The sequence below is a fragment of the Bacillus sp. MZGC1 genome (assembly GCF_002998605.1).
GTDB lineage: Bacteria > Bacillota > Bacilli > Bacillales > Bacillaceae > Bacillus.
Genome location: NZ_PVRE01000005.1, coordinates 260,959 through 282,200 on the forward strand (window position 1 = coordinate 260,959; position 21,242 = coordinate 282,200).

The 21,242-nt window shown below is 38.7% G+C and carries 18 protein-coding genes, 1 pseudogene and 1 other annotated feature; of the genes and pseudogenes, 11 read left to right on the forward strand and 8 right to left on the reverse strand.

The window, feature by feature from the left end; all coding sequences use genetic code 11:
- Positions 1-56: 56 nt before the first annotated feature.
- Both C6Y06_RS16225 and C6Y06_RS16235 read left to right on the forward strand, forming a co-directional pair.
- On the forward strand, positions 57-1,244 hold the full coding sequence (locus C6Y06_RS16225; RefSeq protein WP_106037220.1) for an MFS transporter: 1,188 nt from the start codon (positions 57-59) through the stop codon (positions 1,242-1,244).
- A gap of 266 nt (positions 1,245-1,510) precedes the next feature.
- Complete coding sequence (locus tag C6Y06_RS16235) at positions 1,511-1,681, forward strand: Fe3+ hydroxamate ABC transporter substrate-binding protein (protein ID WP_106037221.1); 171 nt, start codon at positions 1,511-1,513, stop codon at positions 1,679-1,681.
- 43 nt (positions 1,682-1,724) lie between these two features.
- Here C6Y06_RS16235 and C6Y06_RS16240 read toward each other — a convergent pair whose 3' ends face one another.
- Positions 1,725-2,294: a hypothetical protein gene (locus C6Y06_RS16240; RefSeq protein ID WP_106037222.1), complete on the reverse strand. Its 570-nt coding sequence runs from the start codon at positions 2,292-2,294 to the stop codon at positions 1,725-1,727.
- Between the two features lie 138 nt (positions 2,295-2,432).
- Between C6Y06_RS16240 and C6Y06_RS16245 the strand changes: the two genes are divergently transcribed.
- The 4 genes from C6Y06_RS16245 to C6Y06_RS16260 all read left to right on the forward strand — a co-directional run bounded on the left by C6Y06_RS16245 (position 2,433) and on the right by C6Y06_RS16260 (position 5,854).
- The gene (locus C6Y06_RS16245; RefSeq protein ID WP_106037223.1) at positions 2,433-2,999 is read left to right on the forward strand and encodes a GNAT family N-acetyltransferase; all 567 of its coding nucleotides are present in this window, start codon (positions 2,433-2,435) and stop codon (positions 2,997-2,999) included.
- Positions 3,000-3,628: 629 nt separating this feature from the next.
- On the forward strand, positions 3,629-4,558 hold the full coding sequence (locus C6Y06_RS16250) for a S8 family peptidase (protein ID WP_106037224.1): 930 nt from the start codon (positions 3,629-3,631) through the stop codon (positions 4,556-4,558).
- 1 nt (position 4,559) lies between these two features.
- Positions 4,560-5,408: an SAR2788 family putative toxin gene (locus C6Y06_RS16255; RefSeq protein ID WP_095286045.1), complete on the forward strand. Its 849-nt coding sequence runs from the start codon at positions 4,560-4,562 to the stop codon at positions 5,406-5,408.
- Positions 5,384-5,854 (forward strand): DUF7878 domain-containing protein, encoded by a 471-nt coding sequence (locus C6Y06_RS16260; protein ID WP_095286046.1) that lies wholly within the window; start codon positions 5,384-5,386, stop codon positions 5,852-5,854. Before C6Y06_RS16255 ends, C6Y06_RS16260 begins: the two co-directional genes overlap by 25 nt.
- Before the next feature lie 366 nt (positions 5,855-6,220).
- Here C6Y06_RS16260 and C6Y06_RS16265 read toward each other — a convergent pair whose 3' ends face one another.
- Positions 6,221-6,730: a hypothetical protein gene (locus tag C6Y06_RS16265; RefSeq protein ID WP_095286047.1), complete on the reverse strand. Its 510-nt coding sequence runs from the start codon at positions 6,728-6,730 to the stop codon at positions 6,221-6,223.
- A 310-nt stretch (positions 6,731-7,040) separates the two neighbouring features.
- Positions 7,041-7,349, reverse strand: a pseudogene (locus C6Y06_RS20355) (GMP synthase (glutamine-hydrolyzing)); the annotation flags it as partial.
- A 104-nt stretch (positions 7,350-7,453) separates the two neighbouring features.
- Between C6Y06_RS20355 and C6Y06_RS16275 the strand changes: the two are divergent.
- The 4 genes from C6Y06_RS16275 to C6Y06_RS16290 all read left to right on the forward strand — a co-directional run bounded on the left by C6Y06_RS16275 (position 7,454) and on the right by C6Y06_RS16290 (position 12,105).
- Positions 7,454-8,341, forward strand: coding sequence for a helix-turn-helix domain-containing protein (locus C6Y06_RS16275; RefSeq protein ID WP_106037225.1), 888 nt, complete (start codon positions 7,454-7,456; stop codon positions 8,339-8,341).
- A 219-nt stretch (positions 8,342-8,560) separates the two neighbouring features.
- Positions 8,561-8,825, forward strand: a binding site (T-box leader).
- A 57-nt stretch (positions 8,826-8,882) separates the two neighbouring features.
- Positions 8,883-10,544, forward strand: a complete 1,662-nt coding sequence (locus C6Y06_RS16280; RefSeq protein ID WP_095286050.1) for a 2-isopropylmalate synthase — start codon at positions 8,883-8,885, stop codon at positions 10,542-10,544.
- Positions 10,545-11,600 (forward strand): helix-turn-helix domain-containing protein, encoded by a 1,056-nt coding sequence (locus tag C6Y06_RS16285; RefSeq protein WP_106037226.1) that lies wholly within the window; start codon positions 10,545-10,547, stop codon positions 11,598-11,600.
- 19 nt (positions 11,601-11,619) lie between these two features.
- The gene (locus C6Y06_RS16290; protein ID WP_106037227.1) at positions 11,620-12,105 is read left to right on the forward strand and encodes a YbaK/EbsC family protein; all 486 of its coding nucleotides are present in this window, start codon (positions 11,620-11,622) and stop codon (positions 12,103-12,105) included.
- Between the two features lie 79 nt (positions 12,106-12,184).
- Here the strand turns inward: C6Y06_RS16290 and guaA are convergent, their stop codons facing one another.
- The 5 genes from guaA to C6Y06_RS16320 form a co-directional block, all read right to left on the reverse strand.
- Entirely contained in the window at positions 12,185-13,726 is a 1,542-nt protein-coding gene (gene guaA, locus C6Y06_RS16300) for a glutamine-hydrolyzing GMP synthase (RefSeq protein ID WP_060595666.1), read from the reverse strand.
- A gap of 186 nt (positions 13,727-13,912) precedes the next feature.
- Positions 13,913-16,114, reverse strand: coding sequence for a DUF4129 domain-containing transglutaminase family protein (locus C6Y06_RS16305; protein ID WP_106037229.1), 2,202 nt, complete (start codon positions 16,112-16,114; stop codon positions 13,913-13,915).
- A gap of 9 nt (positions 16,115-16,123) precedes the next feature.
- A complete protein-coding gene (locus C6Y06_RS16310) occupies positions 16,124-17,314 on the reverse strand; it encodes a DUF58 domain-containing protein (RefSeq protein WP_106037230.1) in 1,191 nt (396 codons plus the stop codon).
- Entirely contained in the window at positions 17,311-18,273 is a 963-nt protein-coding gene (locus tag C6Y06_RS16315; protein WP_106037231.1) for an AAA family ATPase, read from the reverse strand. The genes C6Y06_RS16310 and C6Y06_RS16315 overlap by 4 nt, the downstream gene beginning before the upstream one ends.
- A gap of 103 nt (positions 18,274-18,376) precedes the next feature.
- Entirely contained in the window at positions 18,377-19,276 is a 900-nt protein-coding gene (locus C6Y06_RS16320) for a cation diffusion facilitator family transporter (protein WP_066031248.1), read from the reverse strand.
- 482 nt (positions 19,277-19,758) lie between these two features.
- Here C6Y06_RS16320 and gabP point away from each other — a divergent pair, with 482 nt between their 5' ends.
- Positions 19,759-21,147, forward strand: a complete 1,389-nt coding sequence (gene gabP / locus C6Y06_RS16325; RefSeq protein WP_034664831.1) for a GABA permease — start codon at positions 19,759-19,761, stop codon at positions 21,145-21,147.
- Positions 21,148-21,242 lie beyond the last annotated feature (95 nt).

Genomic DNA, 21,242 nt, shown 5'->3' on the forward strand with positions numbered 1-21,242 from the left:
GTTAGCACGGAATTTAAACTAAATACAACGTATCAAAATGAAGGAAGGGTTCAAAAATGAAAAACACATCTCATCAGCTATTGATTATTCTTTTAGCTGTCGGTTCATTTGTCACAGGCACTTCAGAATTCGTCGTGTCTGGCATTCTAGATATAATTGCAGTTGATTTACACATCTCCATTCCTGCTGCCGGGCAGCTTATCACCGTTTACTCTCTATTTTATGCAGTAGGCGCTCTCTTTTTAGTCATGGCAACATCGAAATTGAACCGAAAAAAGGTTCTGTTATCGGCTATTTTTGTGTTTATTTTAGGCAATGTGGTCGCCTTTTTTAGCCATCACTTTGTGCTGCTCCTGCTATCTCGAGTCATCATGGCCATGAGCGGCGGCTTATATATTGTGGTCGCCACGAATTATGCAGCGCAGATCGCCCCTCCAGAAAAAAAAGGAAGCGCGATGGCGACGGTCATTACTGGTTTTACCGTTTCACTCGTACTTGGTGTTCCTATTGGCACATTTCTATCAGGTCATGTGGATTGGCACTATATTTTTCTCATCATTGCGCTAGGTACTGCTTGTCTCTTGGTCCTGCTTTATCAATTACTGCCACGAATGGAGGGACATTCACATCTGCCATTGAAGCAGCAATTACACATCCTTCAAGACCGCAGGGTGATCAGCGGCTTAGCCACGACCGTCTTTTGGATCTTAGGCTACACAATGGTATTCGCTTATATCTCTCCTTTATTACGACAGACCGCAGGCTTTTCTCTTGAAATGACAAGTATTTCCTTACTTATATTAGGAATTGCTGCTTTTATAGGCTCACGCTTTGGCGGCTTCGCCGTTGATCAATGGGGGCCAAACCAAACCATCTCGATCAGCATCATGATCCAGATGTTCGCTCTCTTTGCCTTATTTTTTACGCAATTCTCTACAATTAGTGTCTTGATCACACTAGCCATATGGGGCATCGCTACATGGACGACAACTCCAGCGAAGCAGTTTTACCTCATCTCTCTAAAACCCCAAGCATCAGAAACCGTGCTGAGTTTTAATACAGCGATTATGAATATCGGCATGATGCTCGGATCGTCAATCGGCGGTGTGATTATACAATATACAAATGTCACGAACTTAAGCTGGATTGGCGGTTTAGCCAGTTTTGTTGCATTCATGTTGATTCGGTACTCGTTCCATCGTAATCGACTGGTCCATCAACAGACAAAAAGCGAACATGGATAACCATGTTCGCTCTCTTATTTATCGACTAGCTTTTGATGCCGGGACATTCCCTTTTTGTGCTTTTTTAATTAGACGCACATGCTTCATCTCACTCACACCTCCTACACCTGTTAGAGCAAGCTTTCTCTCAAACGGTTTCAACAAACGGACATTTCTTTTACTTAGCATATGTCGGATAAAAACAGAAAAAGTGAATAATGGAGTCGAAAGAATAAGTTGGATATTTGATATAATGGAAGAAATATCTACAAAAAGGAGTATGTCGATTGTTTCGATTCGAAGAACCCACGTGTGCTAGCTGTCAGAAAAAAATAGAAGGAAACGAAGAAGTGTACGTCAAGCTGGTCTATCCAAAGAGAAAAGGAATGACAGAGGTGAAGGCTTGGCTGAGAAATGAAGGGGTTTTTTATTGTAAGGCATGTTATGGAACAACATAAAAACGAGCATTTCAATAGAAGTGCTCATTTTTACTTTCTACTATTAATTCCGTTTACTGCGAAGTTCAATGAGTGCTAAAGTATTGTCATTGAAAAAGAACTCCAGAATGATGCCATTAGATTGATCTTGATATTGTATACCTTTGCTATAACCTTCAACAAACCAGAGCTTCTTGAATTGATCTCCGTATGTTTGTATCACAGATGAATAATCTTCTCCAATTTTAACTCCCTTAGATGTTTGAAGATTTTTTTGTTTTGATTGATTGTAAATAGATATAACTCGATGATGTTGATCAACTGATACTAAAAAATTTTGATTTCCCTTTTCCATATAGACCATCTGTTTAGGATTAGAGAATTGAGGACTCTCCACAAAAGTATGATCTCCATCAAATTTTTGACCGATCTTAAAATGACCTAGCGATTCATCTGTTAAAGATACAGAGTGAAAATAAAAAAACATTGTCACCCAAACAAATAGTGCGGTTCCTCCTAACACAGAACCTACTATCACTAACACCTTAGAACGAATGACTCCCTTTTTAAATAAATAAATCACTAAAGATACGGTGATCATCACGATACAAATCATGATTAGAAAAATGCCCATTTCTCTTATCCTCTTCCTCTTTAGTATAATTCGCATGTAAATGATTCCCACGATGATAATTTCATATTATACCAAAGCATTCCACAAATTCGACCTGTACAGGTATAATTTAAACAAAATAAACAATAGGAGACAAATATGACTAGACATAAATTGGTATTTCCACAATCATTTCCAACAATTCATACCGAAAGACTGATCTTAAAACAAGCAACGATCGCAGATGCTAAGGATATGCACATCTATTTATCCAATGAAACCGTGTGCCACTACATGGGCATTGATGCACATGAAACCATCGAAGACACAAAAGGAGAAATCAAGTGGTATGACAATATCTTCAAAGAACAAACAGGCATCCGATGGGGCATTTCTTTAAAAGATGATCCTGCTATTATCGGCAGCTGCGGCTTTCTCAATCTAGAAAAACAGCACTACCGTACCGAAATTGGCTATGAATTACACCACGATCATTGGAGAAAAGGCATCATGAGTGAGGCAATCGCTGCGGTGTTACGATATGGGTTTCAGGATATGAATCTGAACCGGATTGAAGCGATTATTGATCCAGCAAATACGTCCTCTGTTCAATTATTGGAGAACTTTGATTTTGTAAGAGAGGGTTTATTGCGGGAGTATGATCTTGGTCAGAATGGGTTTGATGATGTGTTTATGTATTCGATTTTGAAGAGGGATTTCAAATAAACTGAATGATTTTTAAACAGAAGCGTTAAAGTGAATGAATTAAAATTGCACAATTACCCAGTAAGAAATCTCTAGTCAAGTTTATGACTAGAGATTTCTTTACATGGTAACCCTTCTAATTTACTTACAATTCCAGCAAGATTCAAATAAAAATAGCCTATTCTTTAATCTGTTTTAGTTGGAATAATTCATATTCCAAAAAATAATTTTTGTTCATTTTCAATTTCACTGATTAATTTAGATTTTTCATTTTCAAAATCTATTTTAGTGACATTATTTTTACGTTTACTTGTTTCGCTTTCAATTTTGGAGAACGTTGGACATGTGGAATTGGAGTGAGGTTACAGCAAGTAATGAATAAACTCATTGTGTTATCAGGTCATAGCGGTGGCAAAACATTTTAAATCAAAAAAATCATAGATAATTATTAAGTAAACGAGTCAAGAAGAAGAACTGGCATATTTACAGTAGTATACGCATGGGAAATTTTGAATATATAAGGATATATTCTCTTAAATAACATTTACATCAAAATAAATACAGGTTAATATATTCTTGTATTTCATAAAAAGGGAAGGGAGGTATATTCTGTATTAATTCTAAATACTGCATGTGAGAAGGAAGCTTGAATGAAAAAGTCAAAAGCCTTATTACTATTTGTTTCGTGCCTAGTGATTCTTGCAATTGTATTATGTTGGGGACTATCTGGCGATGTTTCTGAGGATAATAGTAAATCATACAAGACAGAGAAGGAAAAAGACCTGCTATGGGGATATAAAGTTATAGGTCATGAAAAACCTAATAATCATAAGAATTATGTCAAAATTGCTATCCTTGATAGCGGTATTAATAAGTCGCATAAAGAGTTTAAAGATTTAACTTTTTATGAGTACAATGCTATTAAACCAAAAAAATCTATCGAAGATGAGTATGGTCATGGTACAGCAATTGCCGGAATAATCGCTGCAACTGGTGAAGAAATAAAAGGTATTTCACAGAATGCCATTATTTATGATGTCAAGGTACTAAATAAAAATGGCAAAGGAAAAGTTGAAGATGTTGTCAAAGGGATTAAATGGTGTATTGAGCAAAAGGTAGACATAATTAATATAAGTTTCGGATTTGGAAAAGACTACGATGAATTACGAAATGTTATAAAAAGTGCTCTAGATAACAATATAACAATTACAGCTGCTTCTGGAAATACATTAGGTCTAACTGTTGAATACCCTGCGAAATATGATGGCGTCTTATCGATATCCTCACTTAACGAAAAACTAAAAATTGATCCAATTTCAGCAAAAGGAAAAATTGACTTTTCTGCGCCTGGAGTAAATATTAAAACAACTGATATACACGGAGGATATACGAAGGTTAAAGGTACATCCTTTGCAACTGCGTTTGCAACAGGTGCTATAGGCTGTTTGTATTCTAAAAAATACAAATCTAAAGAGAATGTTCATCAAACACTCAAGAAAAATACAGTTGATCTTGGAAAGCTAGGTTATGACAGAGAGTATGGCAATGGGATGATTATTTGTAACAAGGGAGAGAATTAGATTGAAGAAGGTTTTAATAAAAATTCTTGTGTTAACATTGTTTTTGTGTGGAGTTGTTCCTGAATTTGCAAGTGCAAAATCAGGCGAAATTGATTCTGATGCTTTAAGAATAGAAGAGAATGCTAGTAAAGAATATGAAGTGAATGTTGAAAAAGAATTGGGGATAGAGCTAGAACAAGATATGTTAATGGAAGTTAAGGAAAGCCCAGATGAAGTTAATGTATCTACTCAGCTTGAAGCTGAGAGTATGAATGTCCAAACTGACATGAAAATTAATCATGAGACAGGTGAAATCACAGTTGATGGTATTACAGAGTTAGAAAATGGGGAAAAAGAAACTAACAAATTCAACGTGTTAATTGAAGAGATTGAAGGAAATGATTTTACAGCAACCTTTGTGGATGATGACACAGGAAAAGAGTATAAAGTTAGCACCATAGAAGCTCAGTCATCAATTGTTCCAGCAATAATAGTTGGAATTGTTTCTAGGTTTGGTATTCAATATGCTATTAAAAAATACGGAAAGAAGCTAATAATAAAAACTTTTAAAAAACAGGTAATTAAACAAGGTATAAAAAAAGTTTCTAAGTTTTCTGTTAGCAACAAACATCTTAGTAATGCAAAAGGTAGATACAGAAAATTTGATACCAAAAGCAAGAGCACAGTGAATAAATGGATAAAAGAAGCCTTACAATCTAAAAATGTTTCGTTTACTATAAACAATAATAAAAAACTATCCTTTGTCATCACTGCAAATCTGAAAAAGAAGATCGGAACAAAAGGTGAGACAAAAATAAAAATAGTTATAGGTTGGGATGGTAAAATATGGACAGCTTATCCAATCAAGTAGAATTTGATTATATGTTCACATCTGATGAGAAAGATATTCCAAAGAACATGAAGAAAGATCCGTCAACAGCTCTAAGAGTAGAGGGAGAGTTTAAAATAGTTATAAATGGCGAAGTATATTTTGAAGAAAATATCGCCTTATTAGAATTTTATGCATCTTTGCACGACTGGATTAAAAAGATAAAGAAAAAAAACAGAGTTACAGAGTATAGATATTACACAATGGAGTATGAGGAAGACGACCCCATTATTTCAGTAATACCATTTGATAATAAGGCTCGACTCACCACTATTTGGGAAACTCAACAGTTATATAATGTCTTCGATCTTAATTATATAATTGAACAAATGAAGGTATTACATGAAAGCCTTGGACGTGACATTGAACAACATTATAAAATTTCACTAAAAAACTTTATTGGAAATATCCCATTAAGAAAATATTGAATAGAGAAAAGAACTCCTGGTTAGGGGTTCTTTTCAATGTTTTAGTAGGATGTTTTTAGAGGAGGTGTATTTTTGATTTTATATTTCTTAGCTGTTTTATAGGAATCATAATAGCCACAATTATGCTAGGTATTGAAATTGAAGGATATACATTTTTGACAAGTTTTATTTTAAAGATGTTTGGGATGTCTATATTTGTAGGATCGATATGGCTAATAAATCAAAACAGAGAAGAATGCTCAAAAATAGCAATAAAAATGAAGAATGAAAGCTCATTGTAAAATTCGTCGTTACAAATATCTTTTATACCTATATCTCGAATTGCAAGCGGTCTTCCATCATTAATTACAAAAATCTTTATTTGATTTATTTTAGATAACTCATTAAAAGCATCATCTCTTGAACTGAAATATGATAAAAATATCTCTTCCTTATTACTATTATCTTAAAAAAAGATTGTTCTATTAATCTTACATGGTAAATATCCCAAACTGTATTTAAAATGCGCTCAACAGTTTTTTTAGAGTACCCTTTTATTTTCTGAAAAGTTTTTTCAATAGATTTATCAGATTCTAAATAAACATTCAATACATCTAATGAATACTGCAATATAACTTCTAGTTTATTTTTGATTTTCTTATCTTGTTTCACCAAAAATGCTTTAAGTAACAAGCAACATAATACGGTGTATTTAACATCTTGCTGATTTCTGCACTCAAGCAAACTATAATAGATTTCTTTAGCCCAGCTATAGTCAGCTTCAGATAACAAAAATATATCTGGTTCGTTTATATCAAACTTTATATTTGAAAATTTAACGTATGAAAGAATAATTTCGCTCCAAATATTCTTATCAACACCACTTATATCGGACATTGAGCGTTCCATTAATGCAGTAGTAATATTAGTTCTGCTGAAACTGTAATTAAATCATTATCACGGATGAAACCCTAAACTCTGAAAAAATCTTTTTTTAACATCGTTCGAAGTATGTATTCCTTTGAATATAAATTGATTATTCTTACTAGGTAGATTTATTTCAATTTATTTTATATATTGGAAATAATCACTATAATTAATTGTATCAAATGAAACCAATGCCTGCTACTATTAAGACTCATAATTTTGTTTATAAGTTGGTGAAACTGACTTGGAGGGCTTCTCCATGAGAATAACTAAAAAAAATTTATTTCACAGCATTTGATTCACGATACGAATTGAGTTTTCTAAGCACATTCCAAATAATTTCAGGCCAATCACTCGTCTTGCCATTAATCAAAGTGAAAGCACCGATACCAATTGTTTAGTCGTATATTCTGGCGTCATCCATGGCACCTTTGTTGCGGATGTCTGGGAGAACCTTAAAATATTGTCAGATATCTCACTCAAAGCCCAAGGTGGCAATTTCTTCGAGTAGAATTAAATCTTATTCTCGGACGATTTCTAGATTTTCTTCAGAAACTCCACCCAGTACACGGATACCCAGTCCTAAACCTAGGACTAGAAGGTCCATTCTAAAATTACAACATAGCACAAAAAGTCAAGTTTCCTACAAAGCATTTCCGCTATACTAAACTCGTAAGGCAAGGAGGTGCTCGGTTGTCCTATCAAGAACATGAGAAAACGATTCAAGAAACATTGAATTATATTGAACAGCATCTGAAAGATGATTTACCACTTCAAACTCTAGCGAAACACGCTGGTTATTCTAGGTTTCACTTTCACCGTATATTCAAAAAAGTGATTAAGAAGTCAGTTGTCGATTATATAAGGGAACGTCGAATGACCCAAGCGGCGAAGGATTTAATTCATACGGACCAAAGGGCGATTGATATCGCATTGCAGTACCGTTTTGGTTCACAGGAATCCTTCACTAGAGCCTTTAAGAAGATATATGACATGTCACCAGCACGTTATCGGAGATTACTAAGGAATGTCATTGATAAGGAGGAAACGAATATGGCTGCAAATAAGAACACACCTACTGGCTGGATTATGACAGGAGAAACACCATCTGATTATGAAACAGGTTTAGATGACAGAATTGTACACAGTGGTACTACCTCAGCTTACCTGAAATCAAAGGATGAAAAAGCACGAGGATTCGCGACCTTAATGCAGCAAATTAAGTCTGATCGTTACCGTGGAGAACGCCTTCAATTTTCTGCTTTTGTTAAAAGCGAAGATGTGAAAGGTTCAGCTGGTTTATGGATGAGGATTGACCATTCTTCAGGTGAAGTTCTAGCGTTTGACAACATGATGAACCGTCCCATTACAGGAACAAACGGCTGGAATCATTTTAGTGTAGTATTGGATGTTCCAGTCAAAAGTGAAGTCATTGCGTTTGGCATATTACTACATGGTCCAGGTCACATTTGGATGGACGAACTTAGTTTTAAAATTGTAGATGAAAGTGTGCCAGTGACAGAACAAAATACCGTGGATCATTTAGAGGATGAACCAGTGAATTTAAATTTTGAAGGCTAGCAGACTGAATTTAAGAGGAGGTTAATTGCCATGAAAAAAATTGGTGCGATTTTATTGTTCGCTATGAATTCACTCACCTTTATTTGTGGCCTTGGAATTTTATTTGGTGAAGAGGATTAAAGATAAGCACCCATAGAACAAAAAAAATCAATTAAAAAAGATATCCCTATCACTATCTCTTTTTTGTAGACTTGGTATAATAGAAAAAATCAGAAAAATTAGAATGCGATGATAAGGAATAGTACTTGCCGAAATGTTTTCAGAAAGTTGCTGGTTGATGAGAAGCAATAACAAAAAAGCAGGGAACTCACCTTAGAGTAGCCTTAGTGAAATGAAAAGTATTGATGTAGTTAAGGTCGGCACCCCACCGTTATATGGGAAGGATATAAGATCAAACAATCTGTATCCGAATAAGGGCATGATAATGTTTGTTTATCATGAAACAGGGGTGGTACCGCGTAAGAAGAAGTCTTTCGTCTCCAAGGTAAATATTGGGGATGAAAGGCTTTTTTTATATTCTATTTTCTAGGAGGAATCGATGATGTTTAACCACAAAAAATACGAAAAGAAATACTTTTTGCCACCGAACCTTACTTATGATTGGGTGAAGAAAGAAACATTAGAAAGTGCTCCGATATGGTGCAGTGTGGACTTGCGGGATGGTAATCAAGCATTACCTATTCCTATGAACTTAGAAGAAAAATTGGAAATGTTTCAGTTATTAGTAGAGATAGGTTTTAAAGAAATTGAGATCGCATTTCCAGCTGCTTCTGATACGGAGTTTAGGCTATTACGGACACTGATTGATCATCATATGATTCCAGACGATGTCACGATTATGGTGATCACACAAGCGAGAGAGCATATTATCCGCCGAACCTTCGAAGCCATTAAGGGAGTACCGAAAGCGATTGTTCATTTATATAATTCGACTTCAGAAGCGCAGCGCAGACAGGTATTTAAGAAAACAAAAGATGAAATTAAACAAATTGCCATTGATGGAGCTATTTTAGTAAAAGAACTTGCCGAAAAAACAAATAGTGATATTTATTTTCAATATAGTCCTGAAAGCTTTCCAGGAACAGAAGTTGATTATGCGTTAGATATTTGTAATAGTGTTTTAGATATTTGGAAACCGACACCAAATCATAAAGCGATCATCAATATTCCGACAACAGTTGAATATTCAATGCCTCATATCTTTGCAAGTCAGATTGAGTATATACACAAAAATCTGTCTTACCGAGACAGTGTGACATTATCTGTTCATCCTCATAATGACCGTGGCTCTGGGGTGAGTGATGCAGAATTTGGTGCTCTAGCTGGCGCAGAAAGAGTCGAAGGTACATTATTTGGTATCGGTGAACGTACAGGGAATGTAGACTTAATTACCTTGGCGATGAATATGTATTCACAAGGTTATGATCCAAAATTGAATTTCAATAACCTAGAAGCTATTCGTAAAAAATATGAAAAACTAACAAAAATCACTGTTCCCGAGAGGCAGCCCTATTCTGGGGAGATGGTTTTCACCGCATTCTCTGGTTCACATCAAGATGCGATATCTAAAGGTATGAAATATAGAAAAGAAAATAAAGTTGATAAATGGGACGTTCCGTATATCCCAGTAGATCCAGTTGACTTGGGTAGGAATTATCAAACGGATGTGATTCGAATCAATAGCCAGTCTGGAAAAGGCGGCATAGGCTATATACTAGAAACAAATTATGGCATTCAACTTCCTTATCAAATGAACGAAGCCATGGGATATGAAGCGAAGAAAGTATCTGATCAGGCAAGTAAGGAATTGTCTGTCGAAGAAATATATCATGTTTTTAAAGAACAGTATGTTGATTATCACCCTCATTTCCAGCTGCTTGATTATCAATTTCATAAAGGAGAGAAGCAGGAAGTCACCTTAACTTTGCTGAGAGATAATCAACAAATTGAAATACAAGGAACTGGCACTGGAAGTTTAGATGCCATCAGTAATGCGTTAAAAGCATATTTTCATCTCGAGTATGTTTTGGAAGTCTATGAACAGAATTCTTTGGGCAAAGATTCCCAAGCAAAAGCCTGTGCACAGATTGGAATTTCATATCAAGGAAAAATGCATTGGGGTGCTGGAATTGATAAAGATATTATAGAAGCAACAGTGAAGGCCCTGGTGGTTGCAGTAAATAAACTAGAGGTTTGGATGTAGATGGAAAAAGATAAACTTGAAAAACATGAAGTGATGCAATATTTAAGAGAATATAACGAGCAAGAAATCTTTTATCAACAATACCAACAGAAAAAGCATGACAATCAATCATTGCAATTATTTTTGAAGGATTATGATAAACACAATTTAATGCATAAGCAAATATATATAGAAGAATTTTTGCAAAAAGGGCAGAACGAATTTGAAAAGGAAGATACCATGTGGTTAGATCAGGAAAAAGATATCGAAGTGAGAAAGTATAGCCGTTTTATGCCTCAATTGTCGGCTATCCATGATTTCTTTGAAATGATCTATGTTCTGGAAAATGAGATGTATGTAGAAGTGGAAGACAAAAAAATGACTTTAAAATCAGGAGATATTGCCTTTATTCCACCTGACACCATACACAAGCCAATTGTAATGGAGAATACAATCGCCATGCAAATCATGATCCGTAAGAGTACTTTTCAAAAAGTGTTTTTTAAAATGTTAAAAGGAAATCATGTCATTTCAGAATTCTTTTTGAATGCATTGTATATAAAAGAAAATAAAAATATTCTTATTTTCCATAGTCACTTGGATAAACATTTGCTAGACTGCTCTCTTCAACTATTTACAGAAAATTATAATCGGTTTCCTAGTTACCAGTTGATTATGAATAATTTGTTTGAGATATTATTATGTCTCTTATTAAGATTCAAACCAAGTCATATGAACGTAAATCAGGTCAAACAATATCGTGATATACGTATTATTCAAATGCTCCAATATATTCAGCAATGTTGTGAGCATATCACCATCCAGGAGATGGCAGAGAAATTTAACCTTTCACAATCTTATCTGTCAAAATATATAGCTCGTAAGCTTGGCAATTCATTTAGTGAGATTAGACAAGAAATAAGATTGGAAAAAGCCTGCGAAATGCTCACTGGCAGCAATTCACAAGTAGATCATATTGCGGCAGCCGTTGGTTATCAAAATGTAGAGCATTTCATTCGTTTATTTAAGAGAAAGTATCACCTAACACCACATCAATATCGATTAAATAATAGATAATAAAGAGGGAGAAATGATAATGTCCATCAAACAAGTAAAAGATTATTTTAAACAATATGATATGGATACTCGAATTCAAGAATTTTCAGTGTCTAGTGCCACCGTAGACTTGGCTGCTTCTGCATTGGGCTGCGAACCTGAAAGAATCGCAAAAACACTCTCCTTTCTAGTAAATGGACAAGCTATTTTAGTTGTGACCTCTGGCGATGCAAAAGTTGATAACAAAAAATTCAAGGAATATTTTAAAACAAAAGCTAAAATGCTTTCTCCTCATGAGGTCGTTGACTTGGTCGGTCATGAAATTGGCGGAGTATGTCCTTTTGCTTTAAAGAATGGCGTTTCTGTTTATTTAGATATTTCACTAAAACGTTTTGAGACAGTCTATCCAGCCTGCGGGAGCAGTAACAGTGCTATTGAACTAACAATCAAACAATTAGAAAAATACTCCGGTTATTCACAATGGATTGATGTGGGTAAGGGATGGAATGATGAATTCACACATTAAAACAAAAGGAAAAAGTGCAATTAAAAATAAAAAAGAGCTAGAAACCCTTGATACACAAAGGTTTCTAGCTCTATTACAACTATTCCCACTCAATCGTAGCAGGCGGCTTACTCGTAATATCATACACCACACGGTTAATATGCTTCACTTCATTCACGATACGAGTTGAGATCTTTTCAAGCACATCCCAAGGGATTCTTGCCCAGTCACTCGTCATCCCATCAATCGAAGTAACAGCACGGATACCGATTGTGTAGTCGTATGTTCTTGCGTCACCCATGACGCCTACGCTGCGGATGTCTGGGAGAACCGTGAAGTATTGCCAGATGTCGCGCTCAAGTCCGAAGTTGGCAATTTCTTCGCGTAGAATCGCATCCGATTCACGGACGATTTCTAGTTTTTCTTCAGAAATTTCACCTAGTACACGGATACCTAGTCCTGGACCTGGGAATGGCTGTCTCCAGACGATGTCGTCAGGAATGCCCAGCTCTGAACCTAGGGCACGGACTTCATCCTTGAATAGTGTATTCAAAGGCTCAATCAATTCGAACTGCATGTCTTCTGGAAGACCGCCTACGTTGTGGTGAGATTTGATTGTTTGTGCCGTTGCTGTTCCGCTCTCAATAATGTCTGTATAAAGTGTTCCTTGTGCTAAGTAGTCGATTCCTTTTAGCTTGTCCGATTCATCATCGAATACATAGATGAATTCGTTACCGATGATTTTACGTTTTTGCTCAGGATCAGACACACCTTTTAGCTTGTTTAAGAAACGATCTTTCGCATCTACTTTAATCACGTTCATGTTGAAACCTTCGCTAAATGTTTTCATAACCCCTTCTGCTTCGCCTTTGCGAAGAAGACCGTGGTCAACGAAAATACATGTCAGCTGATCGCCGATGGCTTTGTGGATCAATACAGCCACAACAGATGAATCCACACCGCCGCTTAGTGCGCACAATACTTGTTTGTCGCCTACTGTTTCACGGATTTTCTGCATTTCGATTTCAATGAAGTTCTCCATTGACCATTTGCCATCGCAGTCACACACGCCGAAGACAAAGTTTTTCAATAGGTCATTTCCGTACTCAGAGTGACGAACCTCTGGGTGGAACTGAACGCCATAGAAATTCTTCTCAGCTAAGCTCATCGCTGAGTTTGGACAATGTGCACTTGTTGCATCAACTGTAAAGCCTTCTGGTACTTCAACAACGAGGTCACCATGGCTCATCCAAACGACTTGATCAGTCGGAAGGTCTTTGAATAAAGCAGGTGTTCCGTTAATGTGGATATCTGCTTTTCCATATTCACGCTGGCTTGCCGCTTCTACTTTCCCGCCTAAATAGTGAGTCATGAGCTGCATGCCGTAGCAAATGCCTAGAACCGGAATGTCTAAATCAAAAATCTTTTCATCACAGCGGAAAGATCCTTCATCATAAACACTGTTTGGTCCGCCAGAAAGGATGATTCCTTTAGGCGCCATTTCTTTAATTTCTTCAGCAGTTAAAGTGTGCGGATGAAGCTCACTGTACACACCAAATTCACGAATACGGCGTGTGATCAGCTGATTGTACTGACTGCCGAAATCTAGAACCAAAATCATTTCATTTACTAAATTTGTCATGGTGTCACCTCTATGTCCAATATAGTTTTTTATAAACGCACAGAAAAAATGAGAGGAGAAAACCTGCTCTCAGTGTGAATCACGTTTTTGAAGCGCCCAGACTCACATCCGAACGCTTCAATTTCATGTATTTTAGAAGGTTTTAATATTCACCTATTCTAACAACAGGAAGGTACGGGGTCAAGACTATCTCCTGTTTATTAAATTTTCCCATAACTTTGCCGATTGCCGCCAAAGCGCCGACACATCCTCTCGTCGATAGAGTGCCCGCTCATAGAGCTGCGTCAGCTCTGACATGCGATGATCTCCATCCTTGTCATCGATCAAAGAAGCGAATTCTCTTAGCGTCATGCCTGTTTTTTTCTCAATTCCCCTGCGCTTCAGCTGCTTTAATAGAGCCGCATACGCATAGAAGAATGCTTCCTCCTCTGGCAGACGTTTCACCTTTCTCACTATAAAGAATGGCAGCCATCTTGCTCTGAATCGATAAAGCAGCCAGCTCATCAATCCAAGAAAGACCATAGCTCCTGCCGCAAAACCCAAGATTGAACCAACATGCACCATACTTGGCTTTGCTTGTGCTGTTTGTTTCTTTGGTTCTGCCGGCTGCTCTGTCTCCTGCTGCTGCGGCTGTTCTGCCGGCTGATCTTCGCGTGCATCAGAGCTAGGCTGATCTTCTTCCTTTTGATCATCCGTTTGATCGCTTGAAACGGCTTCATTCGTAAATGTCTGTGGGTTCGTAAATCCTTTAGTCGGTTCGAAGGTGACCCAGCCTCTGTTTGGAAAATAAACCTCTACCCATGAATGCGCATTGTTATTGGTCACTTCATACACATTGTTTCCATCCATCTGTGTTTCATATAACTGACCTGACGTATATCCTTTCACCCATCTCGCCGGAATCCCGATCGAACGAAGCATCACAATCATAGAGGATGAAAAATTATCACAGTAGCCGATCATCGTATCAAACAAAAATTGATCCACATAATCTTCATTACGACCAGACACAGCGACATTTTGCGTTTCATATGAAAACTTCGCTGACCCTAAGTAGTCCTCAATCGCTTTAGCCTTATCGTACATATTATCCTTCGTTTCCGTTAAGCTGTTTGCCAATGTTTTCACTCGCTCTGGTAATGAGGAAGGAAGCTGCAAGTATTCACGGCCAACCTCCTGATTGACTTTCTGCTTCGTCGGTACTTTGATGCTCTGCAAATCCTCAAGGATAAATGTAGGCGATAAGAAGCTGACTTGGTAGTTCCCTAAATTTTTCGGTGGATTTTGAATGGATGGGACAATTTTCTCCGTTTTCCCCATCATTTGCAGCGGAATATTTTCCATTGGCATCAGTGTGATCGTCCCAATTGGATAGACGGCATGATTAAATCGATAGTCAGATTCCATATCGACTCTCGTTTCGTGCACCTCTGTTTTTACACGCTCGGTAAACCAACGATTTGGCACATCATCGTCCTTTAGCCGAGTAGGCTTTGTATCATTTGAGGCATCCTCCCAGCCCTTTCCTGTGTAGATGCTTTTTGTTTCGACACGAAAGTAAGACGGCTCCTTTCCGCTCCATTTAAAGACCGGTGTGCGATCCTCACTAAACGGTCCGCCAAGCGCCGAATCATCTGCACTATATCCCACCTTATTCTGCCCGGCTGCGTTATCTTGATTCGTCACCGCCTTAAAAAACGGGACAGGATCAGGCCATTTCGGATCAGACTTTGGCAAAGAAGCGCCGAGTGCCGCTGATAGGAGGACAAGCGCCAACATGGGCAAAAACCATTTTAGACGCGCCTTCTGTGACACTCGGATGCCTTCAGCCGAACGCAGTCGATCGAAATACAGCAACCCAAGCAAACAAAAACCAAACACCATAATGCGAACGATCGCAAAGGCAGCATCATATGGCGTAAACGTATCAAGAATCGTGACATACACAATCGTCATGAGTAAAAAGAAAAAGATACGCTGCTGATAGACCACCCAATAATGAAGCAAGTAGACAAGCAGCCACAGCAAAATATAAAACAATAATGTGCGGAAGGACGGGTACATGTCACTCCACATGCCTGTGCTCATGAAGGTGATATTATCTTTGATATCAGCAAATAATGCAGCCGGATAGCTTGGCTCTGCTTGATAAAAGATCAAATATAAGGCGAGCAAGATCATGCCAGTACAAATAGGAAACGTCACATACCACTTCAAACGAAAGAATGTAAACAAACACGTAAGCCCTATAAAAATGATGAAATAAGACGTATGACTCGTCTCTGTAAAGTCTTGAAGCGGACGAAGCCACTCCCAAAGCAGCAGAAATGCTACAGCATAATAGATGAACAACTCAAAACGGCTTTGCCGCTGATGCGTATCCAGCATAAATGTTTGTCACCTCACAGTTCTTTCGTGCAGCCGGTCTTCAAATAAAAGGGTCGTGCGTATTCCAGATGCCTTGAGCCGGTCTACAAGCTGTTTTTCTTTTGTCGTGAAGCGATCCAAAGCTCTCTTCACTAAAAGAACAGTGATGTTCTTTCTGTTTCGATTTCCAAAGAGGCTCGCAGCAAGCTCTTCTTGCAGCTGACCCGTGACGACATATTTTCCAGAGTGCTGGTACTCACTCGCTGCTAACGTCTTATATTCTTGTGCGCGAGAAGGTTGATGCTGCACCCTTGTTAAATAATAGAGCATGTCCTGTAAATGAAGTTCTCCTTGATCCACTCGAAAGGCATGCTGATCTCCTAGAGGTACAAAACCTGAATGCACCCCTTTTTTCACTGCCGTTTGGAGAACAGAAGCTGTAATAGACACGACGGTCTCAAAAACCGCTTCATCTGTAAAATCAGCAAACACGACAAGATCCTTTGTTTGATTCTGTTCAAATTCCTTCGTCATCAGCTGACCCCTTCTAGCCGTCGTCTTCCAGTCCACCCAAGCAAAACGGTCTCCTTGCTGGTATTCCCGTACGCCTGTTGTCACATGGGTCGGTTCATTTAACCACGAGTGAACCGCTTTGCCTCCATTTTCATTCACTGACTCAGCAGACTCCACCTGAAGATCGAGCATTTTGGGATAGACAAGCAGCTTTTTTTCTAACGGAATGATCACTTCTTTCTCCACAAAACCAAACATATCACCCGTTTTGATTCGAACCGCTGACAAATGATGTTCCCCGCGCTTGACATCATTCAATTGAAAGGAAAAACGCCACGTTTTCCGAAACCATGGAAACAGCATTTGCTTCATTTCAATTTGTTCCTGTAAATGAAAGGTGTCCGGCGGATCATCCTCAATCAAGACGTAAACGTATGGAAATGGATTTGTCCGCTTGATTTCAAGGTCAACGGACAGCACGTCTCCCGCCTTCAAGCGGGTTTGCTGTAATGTCCTTTTGGCTGTCGCTCGCAGCGGAATGAGCGCAAACAGCAAAGCATACAAAGTATATGGTAAAAATGCATAAAAAAGGAACCAACTCACAAACCCCCCCTGAAACATGGCATAACAAAAGACTGCCGCAGTGAGGATGATGAGCATCATTACCCGTAACCATAATGAAACAGCGAAACGATGACGTGACTTCATTGAGTCATCGACTTTTGAACTGGCACGCCAATTTGCTCAAGCATTTGTCGCAGCAGTGTCTCCGCCTTCTTCCCTTCATACGTCGCTTCTGATGTCAAAATCATTCGATGCGGCAATGTATATGGCGCCAAATACTGTACATCATCAGGAATCACATAATCTCGCTGATTCAACAGTGCATACGCCTGAGCCGCTTTCATGAGGGCGATCGATCCCCTTGGACTCACACCTAAATAAACAGATGGATGTTGACGCGTCGCTTGAGCGATTTCCACAATATATTCTTTAATGGATGCATCCACATGAATGGTCTGAACAGCTTGCTGCAAAGCATGGATATGATCCTTTGTCATCACTGCTTGGAGCGTATTAATCGGGGACTGCTTTTCCTGCAAATTGAGCACCTCCAGCTCCTCCATCATGGTCGGATATCCCATCTGCAGCTTGAATAAAAACCGGTCCATTTGCGCTTCTGGCAGCGGATAGGTCCCTTCATATTCCACTGGATTCTGCGTCGCCATGACGAAAAAAGGATCCGCAAGCGGCATGGTTTCTCCGTCCACTGTGACACTGCCTTCCTCCATCGCTTCGAGCAATGCCGACTGTGTTTTAGGAGAGGTCCGGTTGATCTCATCAGCCAAAATAATCTGCCCCATAATCGGTCCTTGCCTAAATTCAAATTCATTTGTCTTTTTATTATAAATCGACACACCTGTTACATCTGAAGGCAAAAGGTCAGGAGTGAACTGGATTCGCTTAAACTCACAGCCAATCGATTTTGCCAAAGCACGAACCATCATCGTCTTCCCAACACCAGGCACATCCTCTAGCAGCACATGCCCCTTCGCCAAAATCGCAACAAGGCTTAATATCGCAATGTCTTTTTTCCCAACCATGACTTTATTGATGTTATCTACGATTTTTTGTAAATCTGAATGCATTGGTTCATCAAATGCCATCCTGATCCTCCTATCACGTTTCCGTTAAATTTCATATAGTCTAACTTTACCATACAACGCGCATTTGCATAAAACATCAGCATGTAGAAAAAAAGAAGCCTTCTCACGATGGAAAAGACTTCTTCTCTTCTTTTGTCTCACCTGCTGGCTCCATATGAACATGAGAGTGTAAAATATCATGTTCCTTCTTCATTCTACGTTCGATCTCATCTGCAATATCATGGCTTTCTGCAATGTTCAAGTGCGGCTCGACCTCCACTACTACATCCACATGGATCGTACTTCCGAGATACCGTGCCTTAATATCTTTCAAATCGCCCACTCCAGGTGTTGCTTCAATGGTCTCTTTATATTTGGACATATCTTTTATATGAAAACCGTCCGTTAACGAATGAGAAGCATCTCTGAAAATCTCCCACGCCGTTTTACAAATAATGAGGCCAATGACAAACGCTGCAAGCGTATCAATCCATGCCAGCTGAAATTGAGAGGCGATAATCCCTACAAATGTTCCAATACTCACATACGCATCTGATTTATTATCAGCTGCTGCTGCATGAAGAGCCTGGCTATTGATCCGTTTGGACAGATTGCGGTTGTAAATATACACGCCGTACATCACCACAGCACTTCCTGCTGCCGTCCAAGCTGCGATCATATCGGGCGTTTGATGCTCAGATGAGAAGAGCGACCGGCCCGCACTCAGCAGAACCTGAAGTCCAACAAGCATCATAATAAAGGACGCCACAAGAGACGCAATATTCTCTGCTCGAAAATGACCGTATGGATGATCTTCATCAGGCGGCTTTTGAGAAATACGCAGCCCAATCAACACAGCAAGGGATGCAATAATATCCGTCGTATTATTCAATCCATCTGCCGAAAGAGCCTCTGAATGAAACACATACCCAATTAGAAGTTTCACCGCTGATAAAATCACATAGGCAATGATGCTGACCCAAGCACCTGTTTCACCTTGTCTTAATTCGTTATAGCGCTCCATGTCGAACCGCGCCTCCTCACACATCACTTTTCTATTATTTATCTTACAAAGCAAAGCCCGTGTGGGTCTACAGCAACATGATTCGCTTGTGTCAGCAAAATAGGATACATAGAAATGTGTTGACCTAAGTAAACTTATTTTTATAAGGTCAATTGACCTCAAGACCTACTCCCATCAACCTTTTTCCAATTCACTCTGTGATGATCATATGGGCAATATCACTCTTTCTAGAAAATTGTCAGAATAATTTTATTTTGAGACACAACTTCTCCCCATCCTATCTTATGCTATTTTTAAGAATGAACAGAGGAAAAAGAGGGAACATAATCTCTCAAATCCTTTATACTTTTTAACATCATGTTAAGAGGTTTGAAATGTCAGTTTGATAACCTGTCCAATGCTGAATGACAATTCAGTATGATAAAATTTAAAATATTCTAAAAACAATTTCTCTATGAAGAGAAATGTTTGGAGGTAAAGACATGTCCAACATGACAAACGGTCTTCAAAAAAATCTGAAAACAAGACATATTTCAATGATCTCCATTGCTGGGGTTATTGGCGCAGGGCTATTTGTTGGTAGCGGCGCTGTCATTCATTCTGCAGGGCCTGGAGCCATTCTTTCCTATTCTTTTGCCGGACTTCTAGTGATCTTTATTATGAGAATGCTTGGAGAAATGGCATGCGCTTATCCGACAAGCGGTTCCTTCTCACAATATGCGAGCGATGCCATCGGTCCTTGGGCCGGGTTTACAATCGGCTGGCTTTACTGGTTCTTCTGGGTCATCGTCATCGCCATCGAAGCCATTGCCGGTGCTGCCATTATTCAGTATTGGTATGGAGATGCACCTGTTTGGCTCACAAGTCTTATCCTCACTATCCTCTTAACATTAACGAATATCTTTTCTGTTAAATCTTTTGGCGAATTTGAATACTGGTTCTCATTAATAAAAGTCGTCAGCATTATTCTCTTTCTACTCATCGGTTTTGCATTTATCTTTGGTTTTGGCGGTCATCATACTGCAGGTCTTGCCAATTTAACGGGGAACGGCGGTTTCCTTCCAAATGGATTCAGCTCTGTTTTACTCGGAATTGTCGTCGTCATCTTTTCCTTCATGGGAACCGAGATTGTGGCAATAGCAGCCGGAGAATCAGCAGACCCAGTCAAGTCTGTGACAACAGCTACCCGCTCTGTTGTATGGCGTATCATCGTGTTCTATGTCGGATCCATCGCTGTCGTTGTGACCTTGCTTCCATGGAATTCAGCGAGTATTTTAACAAGCCCGTTCGTTGCGGTATTAGAATACATCGGCGTCCCATCAGCAGCTCAAGTCATGAACGTCATTGTTTTAACAGCCGTTCTATCTTGCTTAAACTCCGGTTTGTACACAACGTCCAGAATGCTTTATTCATTAGCGGAAAGAGGCGAAGCACCGAAACGCTTTATGAAAATCAGCAAACGTGGTGTTCCTGTAGCGGCTACAGTCGCAGGCACCTTCTTTTCCTACATTGCCGTCATGATGAACTACTTTTATCCTGAAACCATCTTTTTGTTCTTAGTCAATGCATCCGGCGCCATTGCCCTTCTTGTCTACTTGGTCATTGCTGTTTCACAATTAAGAATGCGCCGTAAAATCGAAAAAGAAAATCCAGAGCAGCTCAAAATCAAAATGTGGCTGTTCCCATATCTCACGTACTTTACCATTTTGGTCATTTGCGCCATCTTGGCATCAATGCTGTTTATCGAATCAATGAGACCACAGCTCATTTTGACAAGTATCATTACCTTCGGTGTGCTTGCCGCTTATTTCGTCTTTAAACCGAATAAAAAAGTGCCTGCAAATGCAGCGCTTGAAAATAAACATCCGTAATGCTCCCGCTGAAAAGCGGGTTTTTTTATTTTATTCACCTATTTTCATGTCCGCACTTATACTGTATCAAATTGGATTTTAAGTGAGGATTAGAC

Bases quoted from the DNA above. Each gene is read 5' to 3' on its own strand.
- C6Y06_RS16225 (WP_106037220.1), top strand. From the start codon at position 57: ATGAAAAACACATCTCATCAGCTATTGATTATTCTTTTAGCTGTCGGT.
- C6Y06_RS16240 (WP_106037222.1), bottom strand. From the start codon at position 2,294: ATGGGCATTTTTCTAATCATGATTTGTATCGTGATGATCACCGTATCT.
- C6Y06_RS16245 (WP_106037223.1), top strand. From the start codon at position 2,433: ATGACTAGACATAAATTGGTATTTCCACAATCATTTCCAACAATTCAT.
- C6Y06_RS16250 (WP_106037224.1), top strand. From the start codon at position 3,629: ATGAAAAAGTCAAAAGCCTTATTACTATTTGTTTCGTGCCTAGTGATT.
- C6Y06_RS16260 (WP_095286046.1), top strand. From the start codon at position 5,384: ATGGACAGCTTATCCAATCAAGTAGAATTTGATTATATGTTCACATCT.
- C6Y06_RS16265 (WP_095286047.1), bottom strand. From the start codon at position 6,730: ATGTCCGATATAAGTGGTGTTGATAAGAATATTTGGAGCGAAATTATT.
- C6Y06_RS16280 (WP_095286050.1), top strand. From the start codon at position 8,883: ATGTTTAACCACAAAAAATACGAAAAGAAATACTTTTTGCCACCGAAC.
- C6Y06_RS16285 (WP_106037226.1), top strand. From the start codon at position 10,545: ATGGAAAAAGATAAACTTGAAAAACATGAAGTGATGCAATATTTAAGA.
- C6Y06_RS16290 (WP_106037227.1), top strand. From the start codon at position 11,620: ATGTCCATCAAACAAGTAAAAGATTATTTTAAACAATATGATATGGAT.
- guaA (WP_060595666.1), bottom strand. From the start codon at position 13,726: ATGACAAATTTAGTAAATGAAATGATTTTGGTTCTAGATTTCGGCAGT.
- C6Y06_RS16305 (WP_106037229.1), bottom strand. From the start codon at position 16,114: ATGCTGGATACGCATCAGCGGCAAAGCCGTTTTGAGTTGTTCATCTAT.
- C6Y06_RS16310 (WP_106037230.1), bottom strand. From the start codon at position 17,314: ATGAAGTCACGTCATCGTTTCGCTGTTTCATTATGGTTACGGGTAATG.
- C6Y06_RS16315 (WP_106037231.1), bottom strand. From the start codon at position 18,273: ATGGCATTTGATGAACCAATGCATTCAGATTTACAAAAAATCGTAGAT.
- C6Y06_RS16320 (WP_066031248.1), bottom strand. From the start codon at position 19,276: ATGGAGCGCTATAACGAATTAAGACAAGGTGAAACAGGTGCTTGGGTC.
- gabP (WP_034664831.1), top strand. From the start codon at position 19,759: ATGTCCAACATGACAAACGGTCTTCAAAAAAATCTGAAAACAAGACAT.